We start from the raw sequence: 19889 nt of genomic DNA, 5'->3' as shown, positions 1-19889 counted from the left end.
ATTTAGATTTTAAAGATCATCTTGGACGGAATAAAAATGGTGACTTGGTTTAGGTTTATCGAGCTTCACCAGCTTAAAAGAAAACCCTCGCGCCTGGAGGGCTTTTTTTGCTTTCTTTTTTAAAATTATTTGTAAATTAATAATGCGGTGGACGGTTGGTGACCGGATCAAAAGCATCAATTCCTTCGGACAAATCTGCAGACTCAACACGTTGATATAACAACTGCATTTGTTTTTTTAAATCGGCAATTTCCAGATTCTGGCGAGTGACCTGTTGATTCAACTGTTCAACTAAATCATCTAAAAATGCAATTCGCACTTGCAAATCTTCAATGGGTGCGGAAAATGACGCCTGATCATTTAGATTTTGTTGTTTAGTCATTTTAAGTCCTCATTTGGGATTTCAGGAAACATTAACATTATGGCCTATATTACTTTAAGGGATGTCCAACTGGCATTTGGCGGACCTGCCTTGCTCGACGGCGCCAACTTTAATTTGGAACGCGGTGAACGAGTATGTTTGATTGGCCGTAATGGTGAGGGTAAGTCTACCTTACTTAAACTGATTGAAGGAAGTTTACTCCCGGATAGTGGTGAAGTTTCGTTACAAAATGGCATCACCATTTCCATGCTGGCCCAAGACGTGCCGATGGATTCTGGCAAGGTTGCAGATATTGTTGCCGACGGCGCTGGTGAAGCTTCAGAAGTATTGCGTGCCTATCATGAAGCCAGTGAAGCTTGCGTGCTCGGTGATATGGAAGCCTGCGACCGTATGGGACATTTGCAGCATCAGATGGACCAGCTGGATGGCTGGGCGTTAGAAACCAAAGTCAACTCAATCCTAAGTAAGATGGGACTAGATCCGGAAGCGGATCTGGCTGATTTATCCGGTGGTCGTAAACGCCGTGTTCTGTTGGCACGTGCCCTGCTCACCCAACCTGATGTGCTGTTACTCGACGAACCGACCAACCATCTGGATGTCGAAAGCATCGAATGGCTGGAAAAATTCCTGCTAGAACAGAACAACCTGACCTTACTGTTTATTTCGCATGACCGTGCCTTTGTGGACAGTATTGCGACCCGGATTGTCGAGCTGGACCGTGGTATTTTGCGGAGCTATGAAGGCAATTATTCCCGTTACCTCGACCTAAAAGCTCAGCAGCTGGAAGCAGAAGAAAAGCAAAATGCCCTGTTCGAGAAAAAACTGGCTGAAGAAGAAGCCTGGATTCGTCAAGGCATTAAAGCGCGCCGTACCCGTAACGAAGGTCGTGTCCGTGCTCTAAAAGAATTGCGTGAAGAGTCTAAAGCACGCCGCTTCCAGCAGGGTAAAGTCAACATGTCGACTCAGGAGGCCCAACGTTCAGGCAAAGTGGTGTTCGAGATTGAACATCTCAGCGTGAAGTTTGGTGACAATGCACCGATCATTAATGATTTCTCGGCGCTGGTAATGCGTGGCGATCGGATCGGTCTGGTGGGTGATAATGGTGTCGGTAAAACTACACTGATCAAAGCCATTCTGGGAGAAATCGAGCATGGCGGTACAGTCAAAACCGGAACCCAGCTGGAAATTGCTTATTTCGACCAGTTGCGTAATGTGCTGGATCTGGAAAAATCAGTTAAAGATAACGTTTCGGAGGGTTCGGATCATGTCGATGTAAATGGTCAACGTCGTCATATCTATAGCTATTTACAGGACTTCCTGTTCTCGCCAGAACGTGCGCGTACGCCAGTTAAAGCTCTATCTGGCGGTGAACGTAACCGTATTCTGCTCGCCAAACTATTACTGAAACCATCAAACCTGATCGTGATGGATGAACCGACCAACGATCTGGATATGGTGACGCTGGAACTGCTAGAAGAAATGCTGGCTGAATACAAAGGCACCCTGCTACTCATCTCGCATGACCGTGCCTTCATGGACAACGTCGTCACATCGACTTGGGTCTTTGATGGCAAAGGCAATATTGATGAATATGTCGGTGGCTATCAGGATTATCTGGAACAACGTCCAGATCAGACTGTGGTTGACCAGAAAATGGCAGTCAAAAAAGCTCAGGCCAAAGCCGAAGCAGCGGTTACACCTGCAGCACCGGCTCCGAAGAAAAAACTCAGCTATAAAGATCAGCGTGAACTGGAAATGTTACCGGCTGAAATTGAAGCACTGGAAAAAGAACAAGCTGAACTTTCCGATAAACTGGCGGATGGTTCCTGGTTTGTCACAGATGCCGCAGCAGCGACTAAAGCATCTGAACGTTTAGGCGAAATTGATGAGATTTTGCTGGAAAAAATGGAACGTTGGGACGAACTGGAAAATATGACCAAGGGTTAATCTTTCAATCGCCTAGTCACTAAGCATCTGTATTCGTACAGGTGCTTTTTTAATTTGCAGTTTTTTATTTCAAAAAGCTCTTCTGCTACACTGCTGACATCTTTGATTTCAAATATTGAATTTATGAGTCGAACGCCAGAATACCAACCCGGTGAATTTCAATGGTCATTCCTGTTACCGCAATACTGGGGTATCTGGGTGGGTATTGTATTTCTGATGATTCTGGCCATCTTACCTTGGGCGATTCAGCATCGTCTGGCAGATTTACTCGGCCAGATGGCATTTAAATATTTGAAATCTCGCCGTGAAACCACGCTTCGCAATCTGGAAGTCTGTTTCCCGGAATGGTCAGCTCAAGAAGTTCAGGACAATACCCGTATGGTCTTTATTGACCAGATGCTCGGTGTATTTGAGACCTTGAATGCCTGGTATTGCCCAAAATGGTTTAAAGGCCGGGTACAAATTGAAGGGCTGGAACATATCCAGCAGGCTCAGGCAGAAGGTAAAGGGGCTTTATTGCTCGGCACCCACTCGACTTTGCTAGATGCCGGCGGTTATTTATGTGCACAGTATTTTGAGCCAGATGTGGTGTATCGACCACAAAATAATCCCCTGCTTGATATGCTGATTTACCGTTGCCGTGCCACCATTTATGCCAACCAGATTGACCATGATGATATGCGTGGTCTGGTGCGTAACCTGAAAAATGGCCATGCCATCTGGTACAGTCCAGATCAGGATTTTGGTTTAAAACAGGGTGTAATGGCGCCCTTTTTTGGGGTACCTGCAGCCACAGTCACTGCACATCGTCGCTTATTGAAAATGACCAAGGCCGCTGCCATTCCACTCTATTTTTACCGGACTGGCGATATTAAAGATCCACGTTACTGTGTGTTGATCGAGCCTGCGGTAGAGAACTTGCCAAGTGCGGATGAAGTCGACGATGCAACCCGGGTAAATCTGATTATTGAACGCCAGTTGCGCATTGCACCAACGCAATATATGTGGTTCCACCGTCGCTTTAAGACCCGTCCTGAAGGCTATGATAAAATCTATTAAAAACTAGAAAAAATATGAACGGTATTATTGGCAAGACAACTCAATGATCCGTTCCCTGATAAATCCACATTGCTTCTGTATGCCCTGCACGCTCAAAACCTAGAGCTTTATAAAATTCAGTGACATGCTGATCAGCCACCAGAATTTTCTGATGAAATCCTGAATAACGTTGCAGCATTTCTTGCATGATCAGACGACCAATACCCTGTCGCTGCACCTCCGGGTGAACCAATAAATGTGGGAAATACACCACCAGATAACCATCTGAAATCGCATTTCCCAAGCCGACCAGCCGACCATTGATACGTGCCGTCACCAGACTATGAGAATGCTGCAAAGCCTGTAAAAGCAATTGAGGTTTTTCTGCAGCTGACCATTGATTGACAAGATAGAGCTGTAGCACTTCGGATTCATTGACTGAATCATGATCGGAAATCATAACTTCCATTCAGGTAATATCCATTTTTTAATTTAAATTTTATTTTAATAATCGAATAATTATAATGAAAAAATAAGCCAAAAATAATTTAACCCGGGTTCTACATCCTGTAAAACCCGGGCTAATGAGGTTGTGCTTTCATATGTTATAATTGCTTCTTCGTTGTTGTGATTTCCCTTTCAGCATCATTTCCATGATGTTTTCATTCAGCTTCGTCTTCCTTATGAGAATATCCTTTCTCGACTCCCTGTGCTGATAAACCTAGAATACCCAGATTCCCAACCCCTGCCCATTCGCAAGAAGCGGAAACTGTTGTAAGCAATATCGTACACTTTTCTTCTAAAAAGCTAAGAGATTTTGCCCCCTTCTTTATATGCCAGAGCAACTTCATCAGTGACTATTTTTTCCTCTTTCTCTGCTTTCTGAATACCTTCTTCAATAGCTTTTTGTGCTTCCTGCTCATCTTCATCAGTTTGTTCTAATTCTTCCTGAATATGCTCGAATATCCGACCGGTTTGCAAAACCAGAAAGACCGGAAAATGGTCAGAACCCACATGCGGTAAACGCTCCATGTGTACCAAGGCAAAATCGGTACTGTGAAAGACGTGATCAAGCGACCAGCGAAAAAAAGGATAATCTGCGTGAAAAGTATTCACATAATGACGCCCTACCCGCGGATCCAGCAGCCCACTAATGCGTTGAAACAGGCGTGTGGTACGTGACCAGGCCACGTCATTCAGATCGCCCATCACGATACAGCTTTCATCCAGATCTTTAATCTGATCACCCACAATTAACAGTTCAGCATCACGTAAGGTGGAATCCTTGGCCTCGGTCGGGCTAGGTGGTTTGGGATGCAGACAGTAGAGCTGTACCGGTTGTCCTGAGCGTAAGATCACCGTGGTATGAATGGAGGGAATTTCATCACTCAGAATAAATTTAACCTCGGTTTCACTCAGTTCAAGCTTGCTATATAGATGCATGCCATACAGATTATCCAAAGGCACAGGTACCCGATAGGGATAATCTGGCTCAATGACAGCCAATGCATCCTGCCATGCCTGATCGGTTTCCAACGTTAAGACCAAGTCTGGCTGATGGGTCTGGATCTGTTCAATCAGTAAATGATATTTAGTATTGGTCGTAAGGACATTAGAGACAATCAGGGAAATCTGACGATCCGGATCCAGCTGATCCTGCTTGACCTGCTTGACCTGTTTTTTCCAAACAAAGGTATAAGGCAAGACCATTTTCAGCTGATACGCCAAAGCAGCGATCAGACCAACAAAAAGCAGCTGATTAAAGGCTGTCCACGGGTGATCGACCAGGAGAAAAAGAACAAAGGCAATGAAGCCCAAAACCAGAATCTGTAAACGTGGAAAATCTGCACCACGAATCCACCATTCATCTCGGGGAATCAGCGACCAGAAACTTAACCAGATGACCACGATTGCCATGATCTGGATAAACCCTACCATAAGATACACTCTTTACTAAGTTATTATTTTTTCTAAAAGAAAAACTGCTTTATCAATTTTGTATGTATCATAAAGCAGATATTTCGCTCAAGAATATTGATGTTTTGATTGTGTAGCTCTTGCAGTCACGTCCCTTTTTGATACACTCGAATCCCTTTTGATTTTTTAACGCACCGAGGCAAAGTGACATGAAAGTAGGTCTGGTCGGTTGGCGCGGGATGGTGGGTTCCGTCCTTATGCAACGTATGGTTGAAGAGAATGATTTTGCTCATTTTGAGCCATTCTATTTTTCTACCAGTAATGCAGGTGGTGAAGCTCCTGCATTTGGTGGTAAGACTGCCCCAGCACTTATGGATGCAACAGACATTAACAGTCTGAAGCAAATGGATGTCATTATTACCTGTCAAGGTGGCGATTACACCACTGAAGTTTTCCCGAAAATGAAAGCTGAAGGCTGGGATGGCTACTGGATTGATGCAGCATCTACCCTGCGTATGGATGATGAAGCAATCATCGTACTTGATCCGGTGAACATGCATGTGATCAAAGACGGTCTGGTCAAAGGTACCAAAACTTTCGTGGGCGGTAACTGTACCGTTTCTCTGATGTTGATGGGCTTAGGCGGTCTGTTCCAGAACAATCTGGTGGAATGGGCAACTTCCATGACTTATCAGGCAGCTTCGGGTGCTGGCGCGCAAAACATGCGTGAGCTGATTACTGGCATGGGTTATTTATATAACAATACCAAAGACTTGCTAGATGATCCACGTTCTCCAATTCTGGACATTGATTCTAAAATTGCTGAATTGCAACGTGGCGAAGGCTTCCCGTCTGCAAACTTCGGTGTGCCTTTAGCGGGTTCTCTGATTCCATACATCGACAAGCAGCTGGAAAGCGGCCAGTCTAAAGAAGAATGGAAAGGTCAGGCTGAAACCAACAAGATCTTGGGTAACCAGCAGATTGTACCGATTGATGGCCACTGTGTACGTATCGGCGCAATGCGTTGTCACTCTCAGGCATTAACGCTGAAACTTCGCAAAGACGTTCCACTGGATGAGATCGAAGATATCATTGCAAATGCAAATGACTGGTCTAAAGTTGTGCCAAACACTCGTGAAGCATCAATGACTGACCTGACTCCTGTTGCAGTCACTGGTACATTAACTGTACCTGTTGGTCGTCTGCGTAAACTGAACATGGGTAAAGAATACCTAGGTGCATTCACAGTAGGTGACCAGTTACTTTGGGGTGCTGCAGAACCTTTACGCCGTATGCTGCGCATCTTGATTGACTATAAAAACTCTTAAGTTTCCGTCAAGAAATAAAGCACAAAGCCGATCTTTATTGATCGGCTTTTTTGTGTAACTATTGCGTAAGTATTTTACAAAAAACAAACATCCCGTTAATCTATAATTTTCGCTATGCGATAATGACTGAGCTCACAGATGACTGTATATAACAAATTAAAGCTTGCCATTTTAGCCATTGTTGCTTCACAAAATATTTATGCGATTAATGTAGATCCGGTACAAATCCAGTCTGCACCTGGGGAATTGCTTTATGCGGAAATGAATTTCCGTCAATCAGATATTAACTTGCCAATTGAGGTAAGTTTAGCCTCGCCAGAAGACCTGATTTCTATGGGTGCATCGCATCAGCCACCGGGTCATTTGAATTTTTTCACCCGTCGCAACAGTAATGGTACTGGGGTTATTACCATTACCTCGTCGCGCCCGGTCACTGATCGTGAATTAAATATCATTGTAAAAATCAAGGAAGGCAATGCAGCACGCCTACAGCATATCCGTACTGCATTAAGACCTAAAACTGATTTGTTACAGGCCAGCCTGAAACAGACTGAACAGCCCCTCGCGCCTGTCGTAGTCGTGAGTGAAAAAGATATTGCTCTGAACTTACCGGTGAGTACGCACTATACCAATGCCCCATCCAAACCAGCCACCTCGTTTGTGGCAGAAAAACCGTTAGCCTTACAAAACACAGCACCTCCTGCATTATCAGCCAGCTCGATTCCTAAAACAGCGATAGCTGCTGTGACCCATGAGCCGACATCGAGTATTGCAGCTCAAGTCGCAAGCCCAACAAAACTTAATACCGAAACTGCGGTAGCAGCGACAAGTCATAGTTCACAGCAGGCTAGTACTGTAAACACTACGCCAGTAAATACTCCATCCAAAGCAGTCAACACAGCGGTGACTCAAGCAGATGCAACGCCCAACTTACAGGCTGCAGCGACAAAAGTTCAGGCTGAAACAAAACCAGCTGAAGTTGCAGTAGATCCAACAAATAAAAATGCAGCCTCAGCGCAAGTTTCTGCACCGACAAGCACTGAAAATCAGATGGTGTCCAGTGATCCACTTGTCAAAAAATATGCAGAACAACAGGCACGCAAGCAGGCGGCATCCACTACTGCACAGGACAAACCAAATTTAGCAGCTATAACTCAAGCACAGCCGGCAGCCATCAAACAAAGCACCTCAACCCAGGTCAAACCGACCTATGTAGTACAGTCAAATGAGTCGCTTTGGGGCATTGCCTCCAGGATTGCCAATGAACAGCAGCGTCCAGTGAGTGAGGTCATGCAGCAAATCAAACGTGAGAATGAACATGCTTTTATTGGAGGCGATGCCAACCGCTTGCGTAAAGGTGCAGCGCTTAATTTAGCGACCATTCATACTGCGAAAACTCCGATCCAGGCCGCAGCGATTAAGTCCACTCAAGTACCCTCCAAACCTGCTGCAAAAACCAAATATCGCCTGAATGAGGCTGAAATGAGCCTGGTTGCCGAGAATCAGCGTGATTCCGGCCAGGTTTCTGCCAACTCAAACACAAAAGAAAATCGAACTTCGAAAGAGTTGTCATTAAAAGTTATGACAGCCCGTGAAAAAACCGTTAAATTACAGAGAAACGTAACTGAACTAGAATTGGCACTCAATCAGAAGGATCACAGAATTCAATTATTAAATGCTCGTCTTGCCCAGCTGCAACAACAGCTTAAAGCACAACAGGCAGATAAAAAGCCAATTAATTAAAAAGTTACACATGACGATTTATTGGGATAGGCGAACTTAATGACTCTATCCCCAAGGGGTAAAACATGCTGATTTATGTGATTCCATTAGTGATATTGATCATCGTATTAATTGTCATAAAAAAACGACAAGATGCTCAAGAATCAGATAAAGCAAAAACTAAAACTGTAAAAGCGAAAAAACCTGGCGCTGCGTCAAAATCCACTTCCCAAAGAACCAAAGTGGTCGAGCCAGCCGGAGTCGTTAAAAAATCAGCAACGCCTCTATCAGCAGAGACACGCAAGAAAATTGAAGGTCTGATTCAGGAACGTAATTTCTTTGCAGCCGAAGCGCAAATCAATCAGGCACTGAATCGCGATAATTCTCAACATGAGTTGTATTTACTGCTACTCGACATTCATATCCTGCAAAAAGATGAATTTGCGATTTCACAGCTGATTAACCATGTTCGCTCTCTGGAACTGGAAGATATTCTGGCTCAGGCTGAGGTCAAAAAGCGTGAGTTCGAAAACTCTTCGGTCGCTGTTCAGGATACTATTGATTTCCCAAGTGCTCAGCCACAAACCCCTCCTGTACAGGAAAGCAAACCTTCTACAGATGCCTTTGCAGACCTGGTTGCCACCCCTGCTTCAAACGAACAGGCATTTGATGCATTACAACAGGAACTGCAACCGAGCAAACCAGCTGCTGTAGCGGAACCAGTACCAGATATCCAACCCTTAGAGTTCAACTTTGAACCGAAGATTCCAGCGGCTGAGCCAGTAAAAACGGAAGAAGCTTCGCCTGTATCAGATAATTCAGTTGAATTTGATCTTCAGATGAATACTACTGAAACCCAGACTGCTCCAACAGCAGCAACTGAGTCAGCACCGGTTCTGGATTTTAAACTTGAGCTTGAGCCATCTGTATCCTTAGAAACAGAATCAGCACCTGCAACAACAGAAGAAATCCAGCCTTTAGATTTCTCTTTCTCTCTAGACACTCCAACACCTGCAGCGGAAAAAACAGCCGAACCTGCGACTGAGTTTGACCTGTCTAGCCTCGATATTGCAACGCCTGCAACTGAAACGCCTGCTGCGACTGAAACATCTGGACTAGATTTTAAACTTGATAATGTCGAAGCTGTAAAAGAGACTCCTGTTTCTACAGGGGTGAATTTTGAGATTCCGACAGCGCCTGTGACTTCAACAACCGATCAACATGATCCATTGGTGCAGTCCTTCCCGGAACTGATGGAAGTTAATGAAGCGGACCTTAACCTGGAGCTGGCACAGCAATATATCCAGTTAGGCGCTTATGCAGCTGCCCGTGAAGTCATAGCTGAACGTGAAGCTGAATATACAGCAGCACAACGTCAGCAAGCCGATCAGTTGCTGAATCAAATCGCATCTTAATCAATTTCCCTTTACACTAAAGCAGTCACATTTGGCTGCTTTTTTTATGATGAAAGATATTGCACTGATTTATATGGGCGGCACCTTTGGCTGTGTCGGTGATCCGCTCGCCCCTATGTCTGCCGATTTATTTATTCCAAAACTGGAACAGCTACTTACAGATCAACCGTTCATTCAGTATTACTGCGCTCCTGTGATTAAGGACAGTAGTGCCTGTACTGCTACAGACTGGTTAGAACTGGTGCAATTTATCCAAAATCTGCAATCTGTACAGCAGATACAACATTTTGTGATTATTCACGGGACAGATACCCTGAGCTATGCCAGCGCAGTATTGGCACATTTTATGGGGAATTCGGCTCATATTGTGCTGACTGGCAGCCAGTATCCCCTCCTGAATGCTGAAGGCGATGCGCAACGCGAATTTAGCGATGCCATGGACAATCTGAGCTTTGCGCTCGCTTCAGTAACTCAGTGTAATGCAGGTGTTTATCTGGCTTTTCATCAGCAACTGATTCATGCTCAAACTGCCTTAAAGCAACATACCACTGAGCTGAATGCCTTTACTGGTCTGGATGCGCATATCGCTATTCAGGCCAACCAGCAAAGTCATCAGGTTACAGCAGACGATATTGCCAAAGCTCTGGATTTTAACTGTATGAGCTTGATGATGCAGCCGATCGATTTAGTTCAACAGTTCAATAATCTGAAAAATATTTTGGCCTATCCTCCGCATTTTCTATTCCTGCAAGGCTTTGGAACCGGCAATCTGGCCGTCAATCCAGAGATCGTAGATTTTATCAATCAGCTCTATGCCAAAGGCTGTATCTTGGTCTTAACTACTCAAGTGCCTTTCGGTGCCACCGATCAGCGTTATGCCATTGCTGAATGGGTGCATGATTGCAAAATTCTACTCAATGAAAGTTATGGCCATGCTGATCTTTATGCAAAAGCCCTAAAAATGTATTTACAATATGACACGGTAGAGCAATGGCATGCCCATTGGTACAATTAGTCAGGTTTTGAGGTCATTATGCAGCGTTTTGCGGTGGGAATTGAGTTTTGTGGAACGAATTATCGAGGTTGGCAGACTCAACAACCGGGCGTAATCAGTGTTCAGGAAACCATCGAGAAGGTACTCAGTAAAATTGCCGATGAACCGATTATTCTACATGGTGCAGGCCGAACCGATGCCGGCGTGCATGCGACCAATATGGTCGCACATTTTGATACCCATGCCTTGCGTTCTGAACGGGGCTGGTTAATGGGCTCAAATAGCCAGTTACCTAAAGATATCTCGATCCAATGGATTAAGGAGATGGATGACGGCTTCCATGCACGCTTTAAAGCACAGGCACGCCGTTATCGTTATATTGTCTATAACCATCCGGTACGCCCTGCCTTGCTGCATAAACAGGTCACGCACATTTACTACCCACTTGATGTCAAAAAAATGATTGAGGCAGCTGCAAAATTTGAAGGCACGCATAACTTTGAGAGTTTCCGTGCAGCGGCCTGCCAGTCCAATCAACCGGTACGTCATGTCCGTCATTGCCGCCTGATCCCGCATGGGCCTTATCTGATTCTAGATATTCAGGCGGATGGCTTTCTGCATCATATGGTACGCAATATCATGGGCTGTTTGCTGGAAATCGGCCAAGGTATGTATGGGGTTGACCATATTGACCATATTTTTGCAGCAGAAGATCGTAAAGCAGCCGGTGTTACCGCACCACCGGACGGTCTGTATTTTATCCAGGCTGAATATCCAGAGTATTTTGACCTACCCAAAGTACCTTTGGGTCCATACTGGTTAAATATGCCGGAATAAGCTAATTATTTTTAATTTTTAAATCCCTCCTAACCTCCCTTTGAAAAAGGGAGGAACTCTCCTCCTGAGCAAAGCTTAAGCACTGCTTTAAGCTGAAGCGCAAGAAAGGAGGGACTTAAGATAGTAATTAACGCTGCTTGCGCTTCCGATATTCCACCGGCGTTTCATTGGTCCAGCGTTTAAAAGCACGGTAGAAGGTACTTGGCTCCGAGAATCCAGTCAGATAAACGATACGTTCTACACTTTCATTGGTACTCGCCAATAAACGTTTAGCCAGACGACAGCGATAATCGGACAGAATCTGCTGGAAACTGGTATTAGCCTCACTGAGCTGGGTACGTAAACGGCGTGGGGTAATATTCAGTTGAGCGGCTACAGTTTCCAAAGTCGTTTCACCACTTTCTAAAGTAGAACCGATTGCACGACGTACTTCCCCGACTAAATCGTAACGAGCCAGTTCCTGTAATTTTTCAATTGCCAGCTGTTCATGTAGCTGCAACAGTTCCGGTTCTGCCTGCCAAAGCGGGAAATCAAGAATGCTTGGATCAAAATACAAACGGGTTTCTTTCTGCCCCAGACTTACCGGGCATTCATAGACCCGGAAATATTCTTCATCTGCCGCGCCTTTGGAAAAATTGAAATCGATATAGATCGGTTCAAAGCGACCTTCAGTAATAAATTTAAAGAAACGCAACACACCCGACATCGCACATTCGGTAAAGTGACGATTGACCAGACTTTCAGCGAAAGGCTGCTCACCATTGGTCAGATAGCAGCGATCATCTTCGACCACCAGCTTGGCATGAAAAGCATCACTGATCAGACGCTGATAAGCCAGCGCACGTTTCAAGCCTTCACCAAAATTCTCTGATGAAATAAACAGATGCTCGATCACCTGTCCGCGATAGAGCGGCAAATGTTCACCCAGATGCAATCCGATATCTGGGTCCTTACTGACCTCTTCTGCGGCAACCCAGAAGGCATACTGAGCACTGAGTGGAGTACGGTCATTGGTCTCCACCTGATTTAAAGCGACTCCTGCTTTTGTCAGAAGTTCTTCTGTTGGCAAACCTGCACGACGAATCGCCTGATAGCCTAAACGCAATACGACTGATGCATCCGTTAGCTGACTCACTCAAAAACCTTCCTTGTATGTACTTCATTTATACTTAAAAAGATTGAAATTAGATTAACTGTGATTGACCAAACTGACAACAGATACCACACGCTTTTTAGTTAAAAAGTTTAAACTCATACTTCGCTTATTTTACTGACAGATGATCAGTCTAACGCCCGTTACACCTTGTGTTTTGCGAAAAAATTGACTATAATTTGCGCCTTTCCAATTTATTCATTCAGGTAGGCTATGGCCAATAAAGAGGAACTCATCGAGTTCGAAGGCGTTGTCACCGAGACGCTTCCTAATACTATGTTCCGTGTACGTTTAGAAAACGGTCACGAAGTAATTGCCCATATTTCTGGTAAAATGCGTAAACACTATATTCGTATTTTGACTGGCGATAGCGTGAAGGTCGAAATGACACCTTATGATTTAACTAAGGGTCGTATCACATACCGTGCGCGCTAAGTTTTAGCGGAAGCAAAAGCCACTCATCCAGTGGCTTTTTTATTGCCTTTTCTTTTATATCAATTCCCCCTGCACATTCCCTATACTTCATCCGAAGATAATAATTTCTATTTTTCCTCTAATAAAAACAGCGAATCATTCATGCAAAAAATCTTGTTTTCTTTGATCCTAGGAATCAGCCTGACTGCCTGCGCCACTACCAATTCGACAAAATCACGACAACTAGATCAGCAACTACAGCAATATATCGGCCAATCTGCAGAGTCAATTCGTAAGGATCTGGATTTAACTGCACTCGGTTTTAAGACCTCAAAAGTACCTGTACAAACGGAAAAACGTCTGAGTTATACCGTACTTCCTACCATTGAACTTCCGCTGGGAATACCGGCCATTCAGCAAAGTGTCAGTATAGGCGCCCCTGTACGACTCGCAACTGCACCCGGCCCGGGTTATCAGGCTGAAATGCCTTGTCAGATTCATTTTCAGCTAGAACAAGGGATTGCCCAATCCGTGCAATATAGCGGACGTGCCTGTTAAGACTTATTTTGGCGTTTTATTCATTTTAAAGTGGACTTAAAAACGTTCTAAGTTGTCTTGAATTTGACAGCTAAAGCTAACATCTAACTGCCTGATTATTCCTGTCTTGCCTAATAATAAATTACAACAGTTCCTCTCACACTTTGCGACTACACTGTTTTTAAGCGTTCCTTGAGTAGGAGTGATGTGATGTTGTTAAGCAAAGGTACTTCTCTGGTATTGGGCTTGAGCATCCTGTTGCTCGGTCTGTCAGGGTGTGCACAGACACCCACGATCAGCCAGACCGACCGTGAAGCTTATTTACAGCAATTTATTGGTCAGAGCAGCCAGTATATTGATCGCAATTTAGATTTGAAACGTTTGGGTTATCAGCAAATCAGTGAACCTGAGCTCAGCTCCCAACAGCTCAGCTATGTCGTAGAACGTCCTGTGACCGTTCCCTTACCAATTGCTCAGTTTCCGGCAGCAGGTACTGGCACAGTTCCGGTTCCAGTCACTGTGAGCCCTGCATCAGGTTATGATGTGAATTTGCAATGCAAGATTACCTTTTTGCTTAAAGACAATATTGCAACTTCTGTCAGCCTTTCGGGTCGAACCTGTTAATCAAAATCAGTCATAAAAAAACGCAGCTCAAGGCTGCGTTTTTTTACATGGAACTAATGAGTAACTTAGTTCAATGCAGTCACAACTGCCTGACCCATTTCTACCGTACCCACTTTAGTCATGCCTTCAGACATGATGTCAGCAGTACGTAGACCTTGGTCTAGAACATTCCCTACTGCATCTTCAATTGCTTTTGCGGCTGCTTCTTCACGGAAGGTATAACGCAGCATCATGGCTACAGACAGAATGGTTGCCAATGGGTTTGCCAGGTTTTGACCTGCGATGTCTGGTGCAGAACCATGGCAAGGTTCGTACATGCCTTTACCATTTTCATCTAATGATGCTGATGGCAACATACCGATTGAACCAGTCAGCATTGCAGCTTCATCAGATAGAATGTCACCGAACAGGTTTGAAGTCACAATCACATCAAACTGTTTAGGCGCACGTACTAATTGCATCGCAGCATTGTCTACATACATATGAGACAGGTTAATGTCTGGATATTGCTCTTCTTTCAGTGCAGTCACGGTTTGTTTCCAAAGCTCAGTCACTTCAAGCACGTTGGCTTTATCAACTGAACATACTTTACCGCCACGCAGACCAGCAAGTTCGAACGCAACCTTGGCAATACGTTTGATTTCAGACTCTGCATAAACGTCAGTGTTGAAACCTTGTTTTTCGCCATTTTCCAGTTCACGGATCCCGCGTGGTTGACCGAAGTAAATACCACCAGTCAATTCACGTACAATCAGGATATCCAGACCTGAGACAATTTCCGGTTTCAAGCTAGAGGCATCAGCCAATTGCGGATAAAGAATTGCTGGACGCAAGTTCGCAAACAGATTCAATTCACTACGTAGTTTTAACAGGCCACGTTCTGGACGGATTGAACGCTCAATGGTATCCCATTTTGGACCGCCTACAGCACCGAGCAGAATTGCATCTGCTTTTTTCGCCTGTTCAGAGGTTACCTCTGGATAAGGTGAACCATGTGCATCAATCGCAGCACCGCCTAAAAGACCTTGTTCCCATGTTAAACCCAGATTGAATTTTTCATTAACTCGTGTAAGCACCTGTTCTGCGGCTTTTACAATCTCAGGACCAATACCGTCACCAGCTAAAATCAAAATTTGTTTAGACATGAGCTTTTCCATTTATAAGGTCAGGCATCCACCTGACTAGGTTAAATTTTTTTTTCTACAAACTCTGCAATGCCATTGATGACATTATAGGGTTTGCAAAAACGACGAATCACTTTCTGCTCTTGCAACAGGTCCACACACAATGGATCAGGTGCAGAGGCATTTAATAAACTGGTGCTACGTGCATTTCGGTCACGGAACATTTTCAGGGTATAGCGTTTATTCGCCTTAAACTGCTGGAACAGATGCAAGGTCTCAGCCTTATCCTTGCTAATCGGATAGAAACGCACCACCAGTTCATGCTGCCCTTCCGGCACAGATAAATAAATCGGATTATCCTGTTTCAGGTTTTTGGCCTGCAAACGAACCAGACGCTGATCCAGCGCTTCTGGGCTGATTCGCTTGGTGGACTCATCCACAATCATGGTCCGATCTAAACGTTCAAACTGACAATCCGGTGTGCCTGCACAATAAATCAAGGCATTGGATTTGCTTTCTGCATCTTCTTTGGCGTGTTTAAGTTTGAAGGTATCAATGCTTTGACACGCGGTCATCAGCACTGATACTGCACTTAGAGCAAGCCACTGTTTCCAATACGTTGCCATGATGTCTGTATTAACCTATCAAAAAAAATTAATAATCTTCTGATATTAGCAAGGCCTTCGCAGTCATGCCATGACAATTTTTGCTGTTTTATGAATGAATTTCAGCAAATACCCATGGGCGTGATTGTTTGGTTTTTTCTTCGTAGGCACGAATATCATCTGCTGCCTGCAAAGTTAAGCCAATATCATCCAAACCATTTAACAAACAATGCTTACGGAATGGGTCCACTTCAAACTTGAAGCTTTCGCCATTTGGTGTACGAACTTCCTGCGCTTCCAGATCAATCGTTAACTGATAGCCTTCAGCTGCTGCACATTCCTTGAATAACTGATCAACCGTTTCTTCCGGCAAGATCACCGGCAACATGCCATTTTTAAAACAGTTATTAAAGAAAATATCAGCAAAGCTTGGCGCAATCACAGTACGGAAACCGTATTCATTCAATGCCCACGGCGCATGCTCACGACTTGAACCGCAACCGAAGTTAGCACGTGAAATTAAAATCGATGCACCTTGATAACGTGGCTGGTTTAACACGAAGTCCGGGTTAATCGGACGAACCGAGTTATCCTGACCCGGATAACCTTCATCCAAATAACGCAACTCATCAAACAGGTTTTCACCGAAACCGGTACGTTTGATCGATTTCAAAAACTGTTTTGGAATAATTAAATCTGTATCGACATTGGCACGGTCTAAAGGTGCAACAATACCTTGTTCAACGGTATAAGCTTTCATATTTCTGCTCCTGCGTACCAATTAAAATGAACGGACATCAACAAAGTGACCGGCAATCGCTGCCGCCGCCGCCATGGCTGGACTCACCAAGTGGGTACGACCGCCATTACCCTGACGACCTTCAAAGTTACGGTTTGAAGTTGAGGCGCAATGTTCGCCTGGCTGCAATTTGTCAGCATTCATTGCCAAACACATAGAACAGCCTGGTTCACGCCATTCAAAACCAGCTTCGATAAAGACTTTATCCAGACCTTCAGATTCTGCCTGCTGTTTCACCAAACCAGAACCCGGAACCACCATTGCCTGTTTAATGCTAGAAGCCACTTTACGACCTTTGATCACTTCAGCCGCAGCACGAATATCTTCGATACGTGAGTTGGTGCAAGAACCGATGAATACACGGTCTAACTGAATATCTGCTAAAGCCTGACCTGCGGTTAAGCCCATATATTGATAAGCACGGTTCCAGTCATTGCGCTGTACATCATCTTTGGCCTGTTCCAAAGTTGGAACCGCGTGAGACACCGGAATCACCATCTCAGGAGAAGTCCCCCAAGAGACTTGTGGTTCAATCTCTTCACCTTGCAACACCACGACTGTATCGAAGTGCGCGCCTTCATCAGAATGCAAGGTATTCCAGTACGCAACCGCCTGATCCCATTGCTCGCCTTTCGGTGCATATGGACGGTCTTTGACATACTCAATGGTTTTTTCGTCGACTGCAACCATACCGACACGTGCGCCCGCTTCGATTGCCATGTTACACACGGTCATACGGCCTTCGATCGACATGTCACGGAACACCTGACCACCAAATTCAATTGCGTGACCTGTACCGCCAGCAGTTCCAATTTTACCGATAATGGCTAAAACAACGTCTTTCGGTGTTACGCCCTGACCTAATTTACCGTCAACGCGCACCAACATATTTTTCATTTTCTTTTGAACAAGACATTGGGTCGCCAATACATGTTCAACTTCTGATGTTCCAATCCCGTGTGCCAAGCAGCCAAATGCACCATGTGTTGCAGTATGTGAGTCACCACATACAACGGTCATACCTGGTAAGGTTAGGCCCTGCTCAGGACCTACCACGTGCGCGATCCCTTGACGAATATCGTTAATATCAAATTCAACAATATTGAACGTCTTACAATTGTCATCCAGGGTTTGTACCTGGATACGTGAAGTATCATCTTCAATCCCAGCCACACCCTGCTCACGCTCTTTTTTAGAGGTCGGTACGTTATGGTCAGGTGTTGCGATGTTGGCACTTAAACGCCATGGCTTACGGCCAGCAAGTTGCAAGCCTTCAAAGGCTTGTGGTGAAGTCACTTCATGCAATAAATGACGGTCGATATAAAGTAGAGCTGAACCATCATCTCGTTGTTTTACTAAATGGTCATCCCATAACTTATCGTATAATGTTTTTGCTGTTTGGGTCTCGCCTGCCATGTCGATGTGCTCCACTGGACTGGGTAAATTCTTTCGCTAATTTTGATTATATCGCTGCATTCACATAAATCTAATTTATCATTTTTATTAGTTAAAAAACTTTTTGGAATCTTTTAAAACTTAAATTAAATCATGGTTTAGCTCTCTTTTCAAAAATCTAATTTTCCGATTAATTTATCAAGAATATTCGTTTTTACAAATTAAATGAGAATTATTATTATTTCCTCATCGGCACAGATCATTTGTTTTGAGGAAGATCAACATGGCACATATTCAACGTTTCGTAGACAACAATCAGCGCATGTTCAAAAAGACATTTAGCTATTACATCATGCACATCACTGTCGCGATGTTAGTGGGCTATTTTGTCACAGGCAGTTTAACCATGGCGATTGCCTTGAGTTTATTAGAACCGACTGTACAGGCGGTTGCTTTCTTCTTCCACGAGAAAATCTGGGAAGCAAAAAGCCAGCAACAGGATGAGGAAATCACCGCATAAATTTTTGTCGATCTTCCTCTTTTAGCCACCTACCCTCGGTGGCTTTTTTTATGACATAAAATAAAACATTTAAAAATGTGTATTAATTCAACATTAAACCAATAGTTCTATATTTTTACTTTGATTTATTCTTAAATTATTACAATAATAAACTTAAGCATAAAAAAACTTTATAGGTGATCAAGATGAATCTCGCAGCTTTTGAAGCCTTTGTAAAAGTCATGGAAACAGGTTCGATTTCTTTGGCTGCAGATCAGCTTTTTATTACCCAACCAGCTGTGACCAAACGTATTCACAGTCTGGAAGAATATTTCGGGGTGAAATTATTTGAATCTGCGGGCCGTGGTGTACAGGCCACTCATGCAGCACATTCCCTGCTGCCTAAAGTAAAAAACTGGCTGAACGAGCTGGGTGATATTCACTATACCCTGAGTCATGAACAAGGTCAGGTACAAGGCAAACTGAAAATTGGCACCAGCCATCATATTGGTCTGCATCATTTACCGAGCCATCTGCGTGAATATGTACAGCAATATCCGAATGTGACCCTGGATGTACATTTTGTAGATTCTGAACAGGCACATGAACAGGTCATTGCCGGTGATCTGGAACTGGCTTTTCTGACGCTACCGCCGCATGGGGATGAGCGCCTGAAATATGTCACTATCTGGAATGATCCTCTGGTTTTTGTGGTAGCACCGTTCCATCCGTTGGCTCAGCAAAAAAACCTGTCTCTTGAAGATCTGGTGAATTACCCAAGCCTGCTGCCTTCTGCGCAGACCTATACCACGCAGATTACGATGGCTGAGTTTGAAAAACAGGGTATCAAGCCGAAAACGACCATGAGTAATAATCCGCTTGAATCGATCCGGATGCTGGTTTCGATTGGTTTAGGCTGGTCAGTCTTGCCCAAAACCCTGGTCAATCATGACCTGCAAGAACTGGATCTGAATCTGGAAATGAACCGTCAGCTCGGGATGGTCTGGCATCCGGGTCGTACTCAATCGAAGGCGGCTGAAGCATTGGTTCAACTGATGCAAGGCCCGTCAATTTAAAATTAATTTTCACATTTCTCTGCTGCATCAATATCGATGCAGCATTTTGTTACCTAAATACATCGCATCAGTTGCTTCCTTTC

Annotated in this window: 20 protein-coding genes; 12 read left to right on the top strand and 8 right to left on the bottom strand. The window is 44.3% G+C overall.

Annotated features, from left to right (window positions below):
- Nucleotides 1-136: 136 nt before the first annotated feature.
- Nucleotides 137-382: a SlyX family protein gene (locus AC4MBN_RS01780; RefSeq protein ID WP_004781873.1), complete on the bottom strand. Its 246-nt coding sequence runs from the start codon at nucleotides 380-382 to the stop codon at nucleotides 137-139.
- Between the two features lie 39 nt (nucleotides 383-421).
- Here AC4MBN_RS01780 and AC4MBN_RS01775 point away from each other — a divergent pair, with 39 nt between their 5' ends.
- Together AC4MBN_RS01775 and AC4MBN_RS01770 are read left to right on the top strand one after the other, a co-directional pair.
- Nucleotides 422-2329 (top strand): ATP-binding cassette domain-containing protein, encoded by a 1908-nt coding sequence (locus AC4MBN_RS01775; RefSeq protein ID WP_419363708.1) that lies wholly within the window; start codon nucleotides 422-424, stop codon nucleotides 2327-2329.
- A gap of 123 nt (nucleotides 2330-2452) precedes the next feature.
- Nucleotides 2453-3388 (top strand): LpxL/LpxP family acyltransferase, encoded by a 936-nt coding sequence (locus tag AC4MBN_RS01770; protein ID WP_491880553.1) that lies wholly within the window; start codon nucleotides 2453-2455, stop codon nucleotides 3386-3388.
- Nucleotides 3389-3428: 40 nt separating this feature from the next.
- On the opposite strand, the gene AC4MBN_RS01765 is transcribed toward AC4MBN_RS01770, so the two are convergent.
- Nucleotides 3429-3836: a GNAT family N-acetyltransferase gene (locus AC4MBN_RS01765; RefSeq protein ID WP_419375014.1), complete on the bottom strand. Its 408-nt coding sequence runs from the start codon at nucleotides 3834-3836 to the stop codon at nucleotides 3429-3431.
- Between the two features lie 338 nt (nucleotides 3837-4174).
- Nucleotides 4175-5305 carry an endonuclease/exonuclease/phosphatase family protein gene (locus tag AC4MBN_RS01760; RefSeq protein ID WP_491880552.1) on the bottom strand — a complete coding sequence of 377 codons (1131 nt, stop codon included), beginning with the start codon at nucleotides 5303-5305 and terminating at the stop codon, nucleotides 4175-4177.
- A 188-nt stretch (nucleotides 5306-5493) separates the two neighbouring features.
- On the opposite strand from AC4MBN_RS01760, the gene asd reads away from it, so the two are divergent.
- The 5 genes from asd (at nucleotide 5494) to truA (ending at nucleotide 11580) form a co-directional block, all read left to right on the top strand.
- The gene (gene asd / locus AC4MBN_RS01755) at nucleotides 5494-6612 is read left to right on the top strand and encodes an aspartate-semialdehyde dehydrogenase (protein ID WP_166136231.1); all 1119 of its coding nucleotides are present in this window, start codon (nucleotides 5494-5496) and stop codon (nucleotides 6610-6612) included.
- A gap of 138 nt (nucleotides 6613-6750) precedes the next feature.
- The gene (locus AC4MBN_RS01750) at nucleotides 6751-8355 is read left to right on the top strand and encodes a FimV/HubP-related protein (RefSeq protein WP_491880551.1); all 1605 of its coding nucleotides are present in this window, start codon (nucleotides 6751-6753) and stop codon (nucleotides 8353-8355) included.
- 65 nt (nucleotides 8356-8420) lie between these two features.
- Nucleotides 8421-9749, top strand: coding sequence for a T4P machinery localization factor FimV (gene fimV / locus AC4MBN_RS01745; protein WP_491880550.1), 1329 nt, complete (start codon nucleotides 8421-8423; stop codon nucleotides 9747-9749).
- A gap of 46 nt (nucleotides 9750-9795) precedes the next feature.
- Nucleotides 9796-10764, top strand: coding sequence for an asparaginase domain-containing protein (locus tag AC4MBN_RS01740; protein WP_491880549.1), 969 nt, complete (start codon nucleotides 9796-9798; stop codon nucleotides 10762-10764).
- 18 nt (nucleotides 10765-10782) lie between these two features.
- Nucleotides 10783-11580: a tRNA pseudouridine(38-40) synthase TruA gene (gene truA, locus AC4MBN_RS01735; RefSeq protein WP_491880548.1), complete on the top strand. Its 798-nt coding sequence runs from the start codon at nucleotides 10783-10785 to the stop codon at nucleotides 11578-11580.
- Nucleotides 11581-11707: 127 nt separating this feature from the next.
- On the opposite strand, the gene AC4MBN_RS01730 is transcribed toward truA, so the two are convergent.
- Complete coding sequence (locus AC4MBN_RS01730) at nucleotides 11708-12715, bottom strand: AraC family transcriptional regulator (protein WP_004781856.1); 1008 nt, start codon at nucleotides 12713-12715, stop codon at nucleotides 11708-11710.
- 231 nt (nucleotides 12716-12946) lie between these two features.
- Between AC4MBN_RS01730 and infA the strand changes: the two genes are divergently transcribed.
- The 3 genes from infA to AC4MBN_RS01715 all read left to right on the top strand — a co-directional run bounded on the left by infA (nucleotide 12947) and on the right by AC4MBN_RS01715 (nucleotide 14308).
- Nucleotides 12947-13168, top strand: coding sequence for a translation initiation factor IF-1 (gene infA, locus AC4MBN_RS01725; RefSeq protein WP_001284370.1), 222 nt, complete (start codon nucleotides 12947-12949; stop codon nucleotides 13166-13168).
- 141 nt (nucleotides 13169-13309) lie between these two features.
- Nucleotides 13310-13705 (top strand): nucleoside phosphorylase-I family protein, encoded by a 396-nt coding sequence (locus tag AC4MBN_RS01720; RefSeq protein ID WP_419375019.1) that lies wholly within the window; start codon nucleotides 13310-13312, stop codon nucleotides 13703-13705.
- Between the two features lie 189 nt (nucleotides 13706-13894).
- Entirely contained in the window at nucleotides 13895-14308 is a 414-nt protein-coding gene (locus AC4MBN_RS01715; protein ID WP_312307389.1) for a hypothetical protein, read from the top strand.
- Between the two features lie 65 nt (nucleotides 14309-14373).
- Here AC4MBN_RS01715 and leuB read toward each other — a convergent pair whose 3' ends face one another.
- The 4 genes from leuB to leuC all read right to left on the bottom strand — a co-directional run bounded on the left by leuB (nucleotide 14374) and on the right by leuC (nucleotide 18252).
- The gene (gene leuB / locus AC4MBN_RS01710) at nucleotides 14374-15453 is read right to left on the bottom strand and encodes a 3-isopropylmalate dehydrogenase (RefSeq protein ID WP_180104565.1); all 1080 of its coding nucleotides are present in this window, start codon (nucleotides 15451-15453) and stop codon (nucleotides 14374-14376) included.
- A gap of 41 nt (nucleotides 15454-15494) precedes the next feature.
- Complete coding sequence (locus AC4MBN_RS01705) at nucleotides 15495-16058, bottom strand: hypothetical protein (protein WP_005232350.1); 564 nt, start codon at nucleotides 16056-16058, stop codon at nucleotides 15495-15497.
- Between the two features lie 88 nt (nucleotides 16059-16146).
- Nucleotides 16147-16797, bottom strand: a complete 651-nt coding sequence (gene leuD / locus AC4MBN_RS01700; protein ID WP_005232352.1) for a 3-isopropylmalate dehydratase small subunit — start codon at nucleotides 16795-16797, stop codon at nucleotides 16147-16149.
- A gap of 21 nt (nucleotides 16798-16818) precedes the next feature.
- Complete coding sequence (gene leuC / locus AC4MBN_RS01695; protein WP_491880547.1) at nucleotides 16819-18252, bottom strand: 3-isopropylmalate dehydratase large subunit; 1434 nt, start codon at nucleotides 18250-18252, stop codon at nucleotides 16819-16821.
- Between the two features lie 262 nt (nucleotides 18253-18514).
- Between leuC and AC4MBN_RS01690 the strand changes: the two genes are divergently transcribed.
- Together AC4MBN_RS01690 and AC4MBN_RS01685 are read left to right on the top strand one after the other, a co-directional pair.
- On the top strand, nucleotides 18515-18751 hold the full coding sequence (locus AC4MBN_RS01690) for a DUF2061 domain-containing protein (RefSeq protein WP_159123642.1): 237 nt from the start codon (nucleotides 18515-18517) through the stop codon (nucleotides 18749-18751).
- 185 nt (nucleotides 18752-18936) lie between these two features.
- The gene (locus AC4MBN_RS01685; RefSeq protein WP_004781845.1) at nucleotides 18937-19806 is read left to right on the top strand and encodes a LysR family transcriptional regulator; all 870 of its coding nucleotides are present in this window, start codon (nucleotides 18937-18939) and stop codon (nucleotides 19804-19806) included.
- Nucleotides 19807-19889 lie beyond the last annotated feature (83 nt).

It is taken from the genome of Acinetobacter sp. CAU_H_60 (assembly GCF_058599385.1).
The sequence above is the reverse complement of the archived record's forward strand: the minus strand, read 5'-3'. Positions and strand labels throughout refer to the sequence as shown.

Excerpts from the sequence above, each read along its gene's own strand:
- AC4MBN_RS01780 (WP_004781873.1), bottom strand. The coding sequence starts at position 382 with ATGACTAAACAACAAAATCTAAATGATCAGGCGTCATTTTCCGCACCC.
- AC4MBN_RS01775 (WP_419363708.1), top strand. The coding sequence starts at position 422 with ATGGCCTATATTACTTTAAGGGATGTCCAACTGGCATTTGGCGGACCT.
- AC4MBN_RS01770 (WP_491880553.1), top strand. The coding sequence starts at position 2,453 with ATGAGTCGAACGCCAGAATACCAACCCGGTGAATTTCAATGGTCATTC.
- AC4MBN_RS01765 (WP_419375014.1), bottom strand. The coding sequence starts at position 3,836 with ATGGAAGTTATGATTTCCGATCATGATTCAGTCAATGAATCCGAAGTG.
- AC4MBN_RS01760 (WP_491880552.1), bottom strand. The coding sequence starts at position 5,305 with ATGGTAGGGTTTATCCAGATCATGGCAATCGTGGTCATCTGGTTAAGT.
- asd (WP_166136231.1), top strand. The coding sequence starts at position 5,494 with ATGAAAGTAGGTCTGGTCGGTTGGCGCGGGATGGTGGGTTCCGTCCTT.
- AC4MBN_RS01750 (WP_491880551.1), top strand. The coding sequence starts at position 6,751 with ATGACTGTATATAACAAATTAAAGCTTGCCATTTTAGCCATTGTTGCT.
- fimV (WP_491880550.1), top strand. The coding sequence starts at position 8,421 with ATGCTGATTTATGTGATTCCATTAGTGATATTGATCATCGTATTAATT.
- AC4MBN_RS01740 (WP_491880549.1), top strand. The coding sequence starts at position 9,796 with ATGATGAAAGATATTGCACTGATTTATATGGGCGGCACCTTTGGCTGT.
- truA (WP_491880548.1), top strand. The coding sequence starts at position 10,783 with ATGCAGCGTTTTGCGGTGGGAATTGAGTTTTGTGGAACGAATTATCGA.
- infA (WP_001284370.1), top strand. The coding sequence starts at position 12,947 with ATGGCCAATAAAGAGGAACTCATCGAGTTCGAAGGCGTTGTCACCGAG.
- AC4MBN_RS01720 (WP_419375019.1), top strand. The coding sequence starts at position 13,310 with ATGCAAAAAATCTTGTTTTCTTTGATCCTAGGAATCAGCCTGACTGCC.
- AC4MBN_RS01715 (WP_312307389.1), top strand. The coding sequence starts at position 13,895 with ATGTTGTTAAGCAAAGGTACTTCTCTGGTATTGGGCTTGAGCATCCTG.
- leuB (WP_180104565.1), bottom strand. The coding sequence starts at position 15,453 with ATGTCTAAACAAATTTTGATTTTAGCTGGTGACGGTATTGGTCCTGAG.
- AC4MBN_RS01705 (WP_005232350.1), bottom strand. The coding sequence starts at position 16,058 with ATGGCAACGTATTGGAAACAGTGGCTTGCTCTAAGTGCAGTATCAGTG.
- leuD (WP_005232352.1), bottom strand. The coding sequence starts at position 16,797 with ATGAAAGCTTATACCGTTGAACAAGGTATTGTTGCACCTTTAGACCGT.
- leuC (WP_491880547.1), bottom strand. The coding sequence starts at position 18,252 with ATGGCAGGCGAGACCCAAACAGCAAAAACATTATACGATAAGTTATGG.
- AC4MBN_RS01690 (WP_159123642.1), top strand. The coding sequence starts at position 18,515 with ATGGCACATATTCAACGTTTCGTAGACAACAATCAGCGCATGTTCAAA.
- AC4MBN_RS01685 (WP_004781845.1), top strand. The coding sequence starts at position 18,937 with ATGAATCTCGCAGCTTTTGAAGCCTTTGTAAAAGTCATGGAAACAGGT.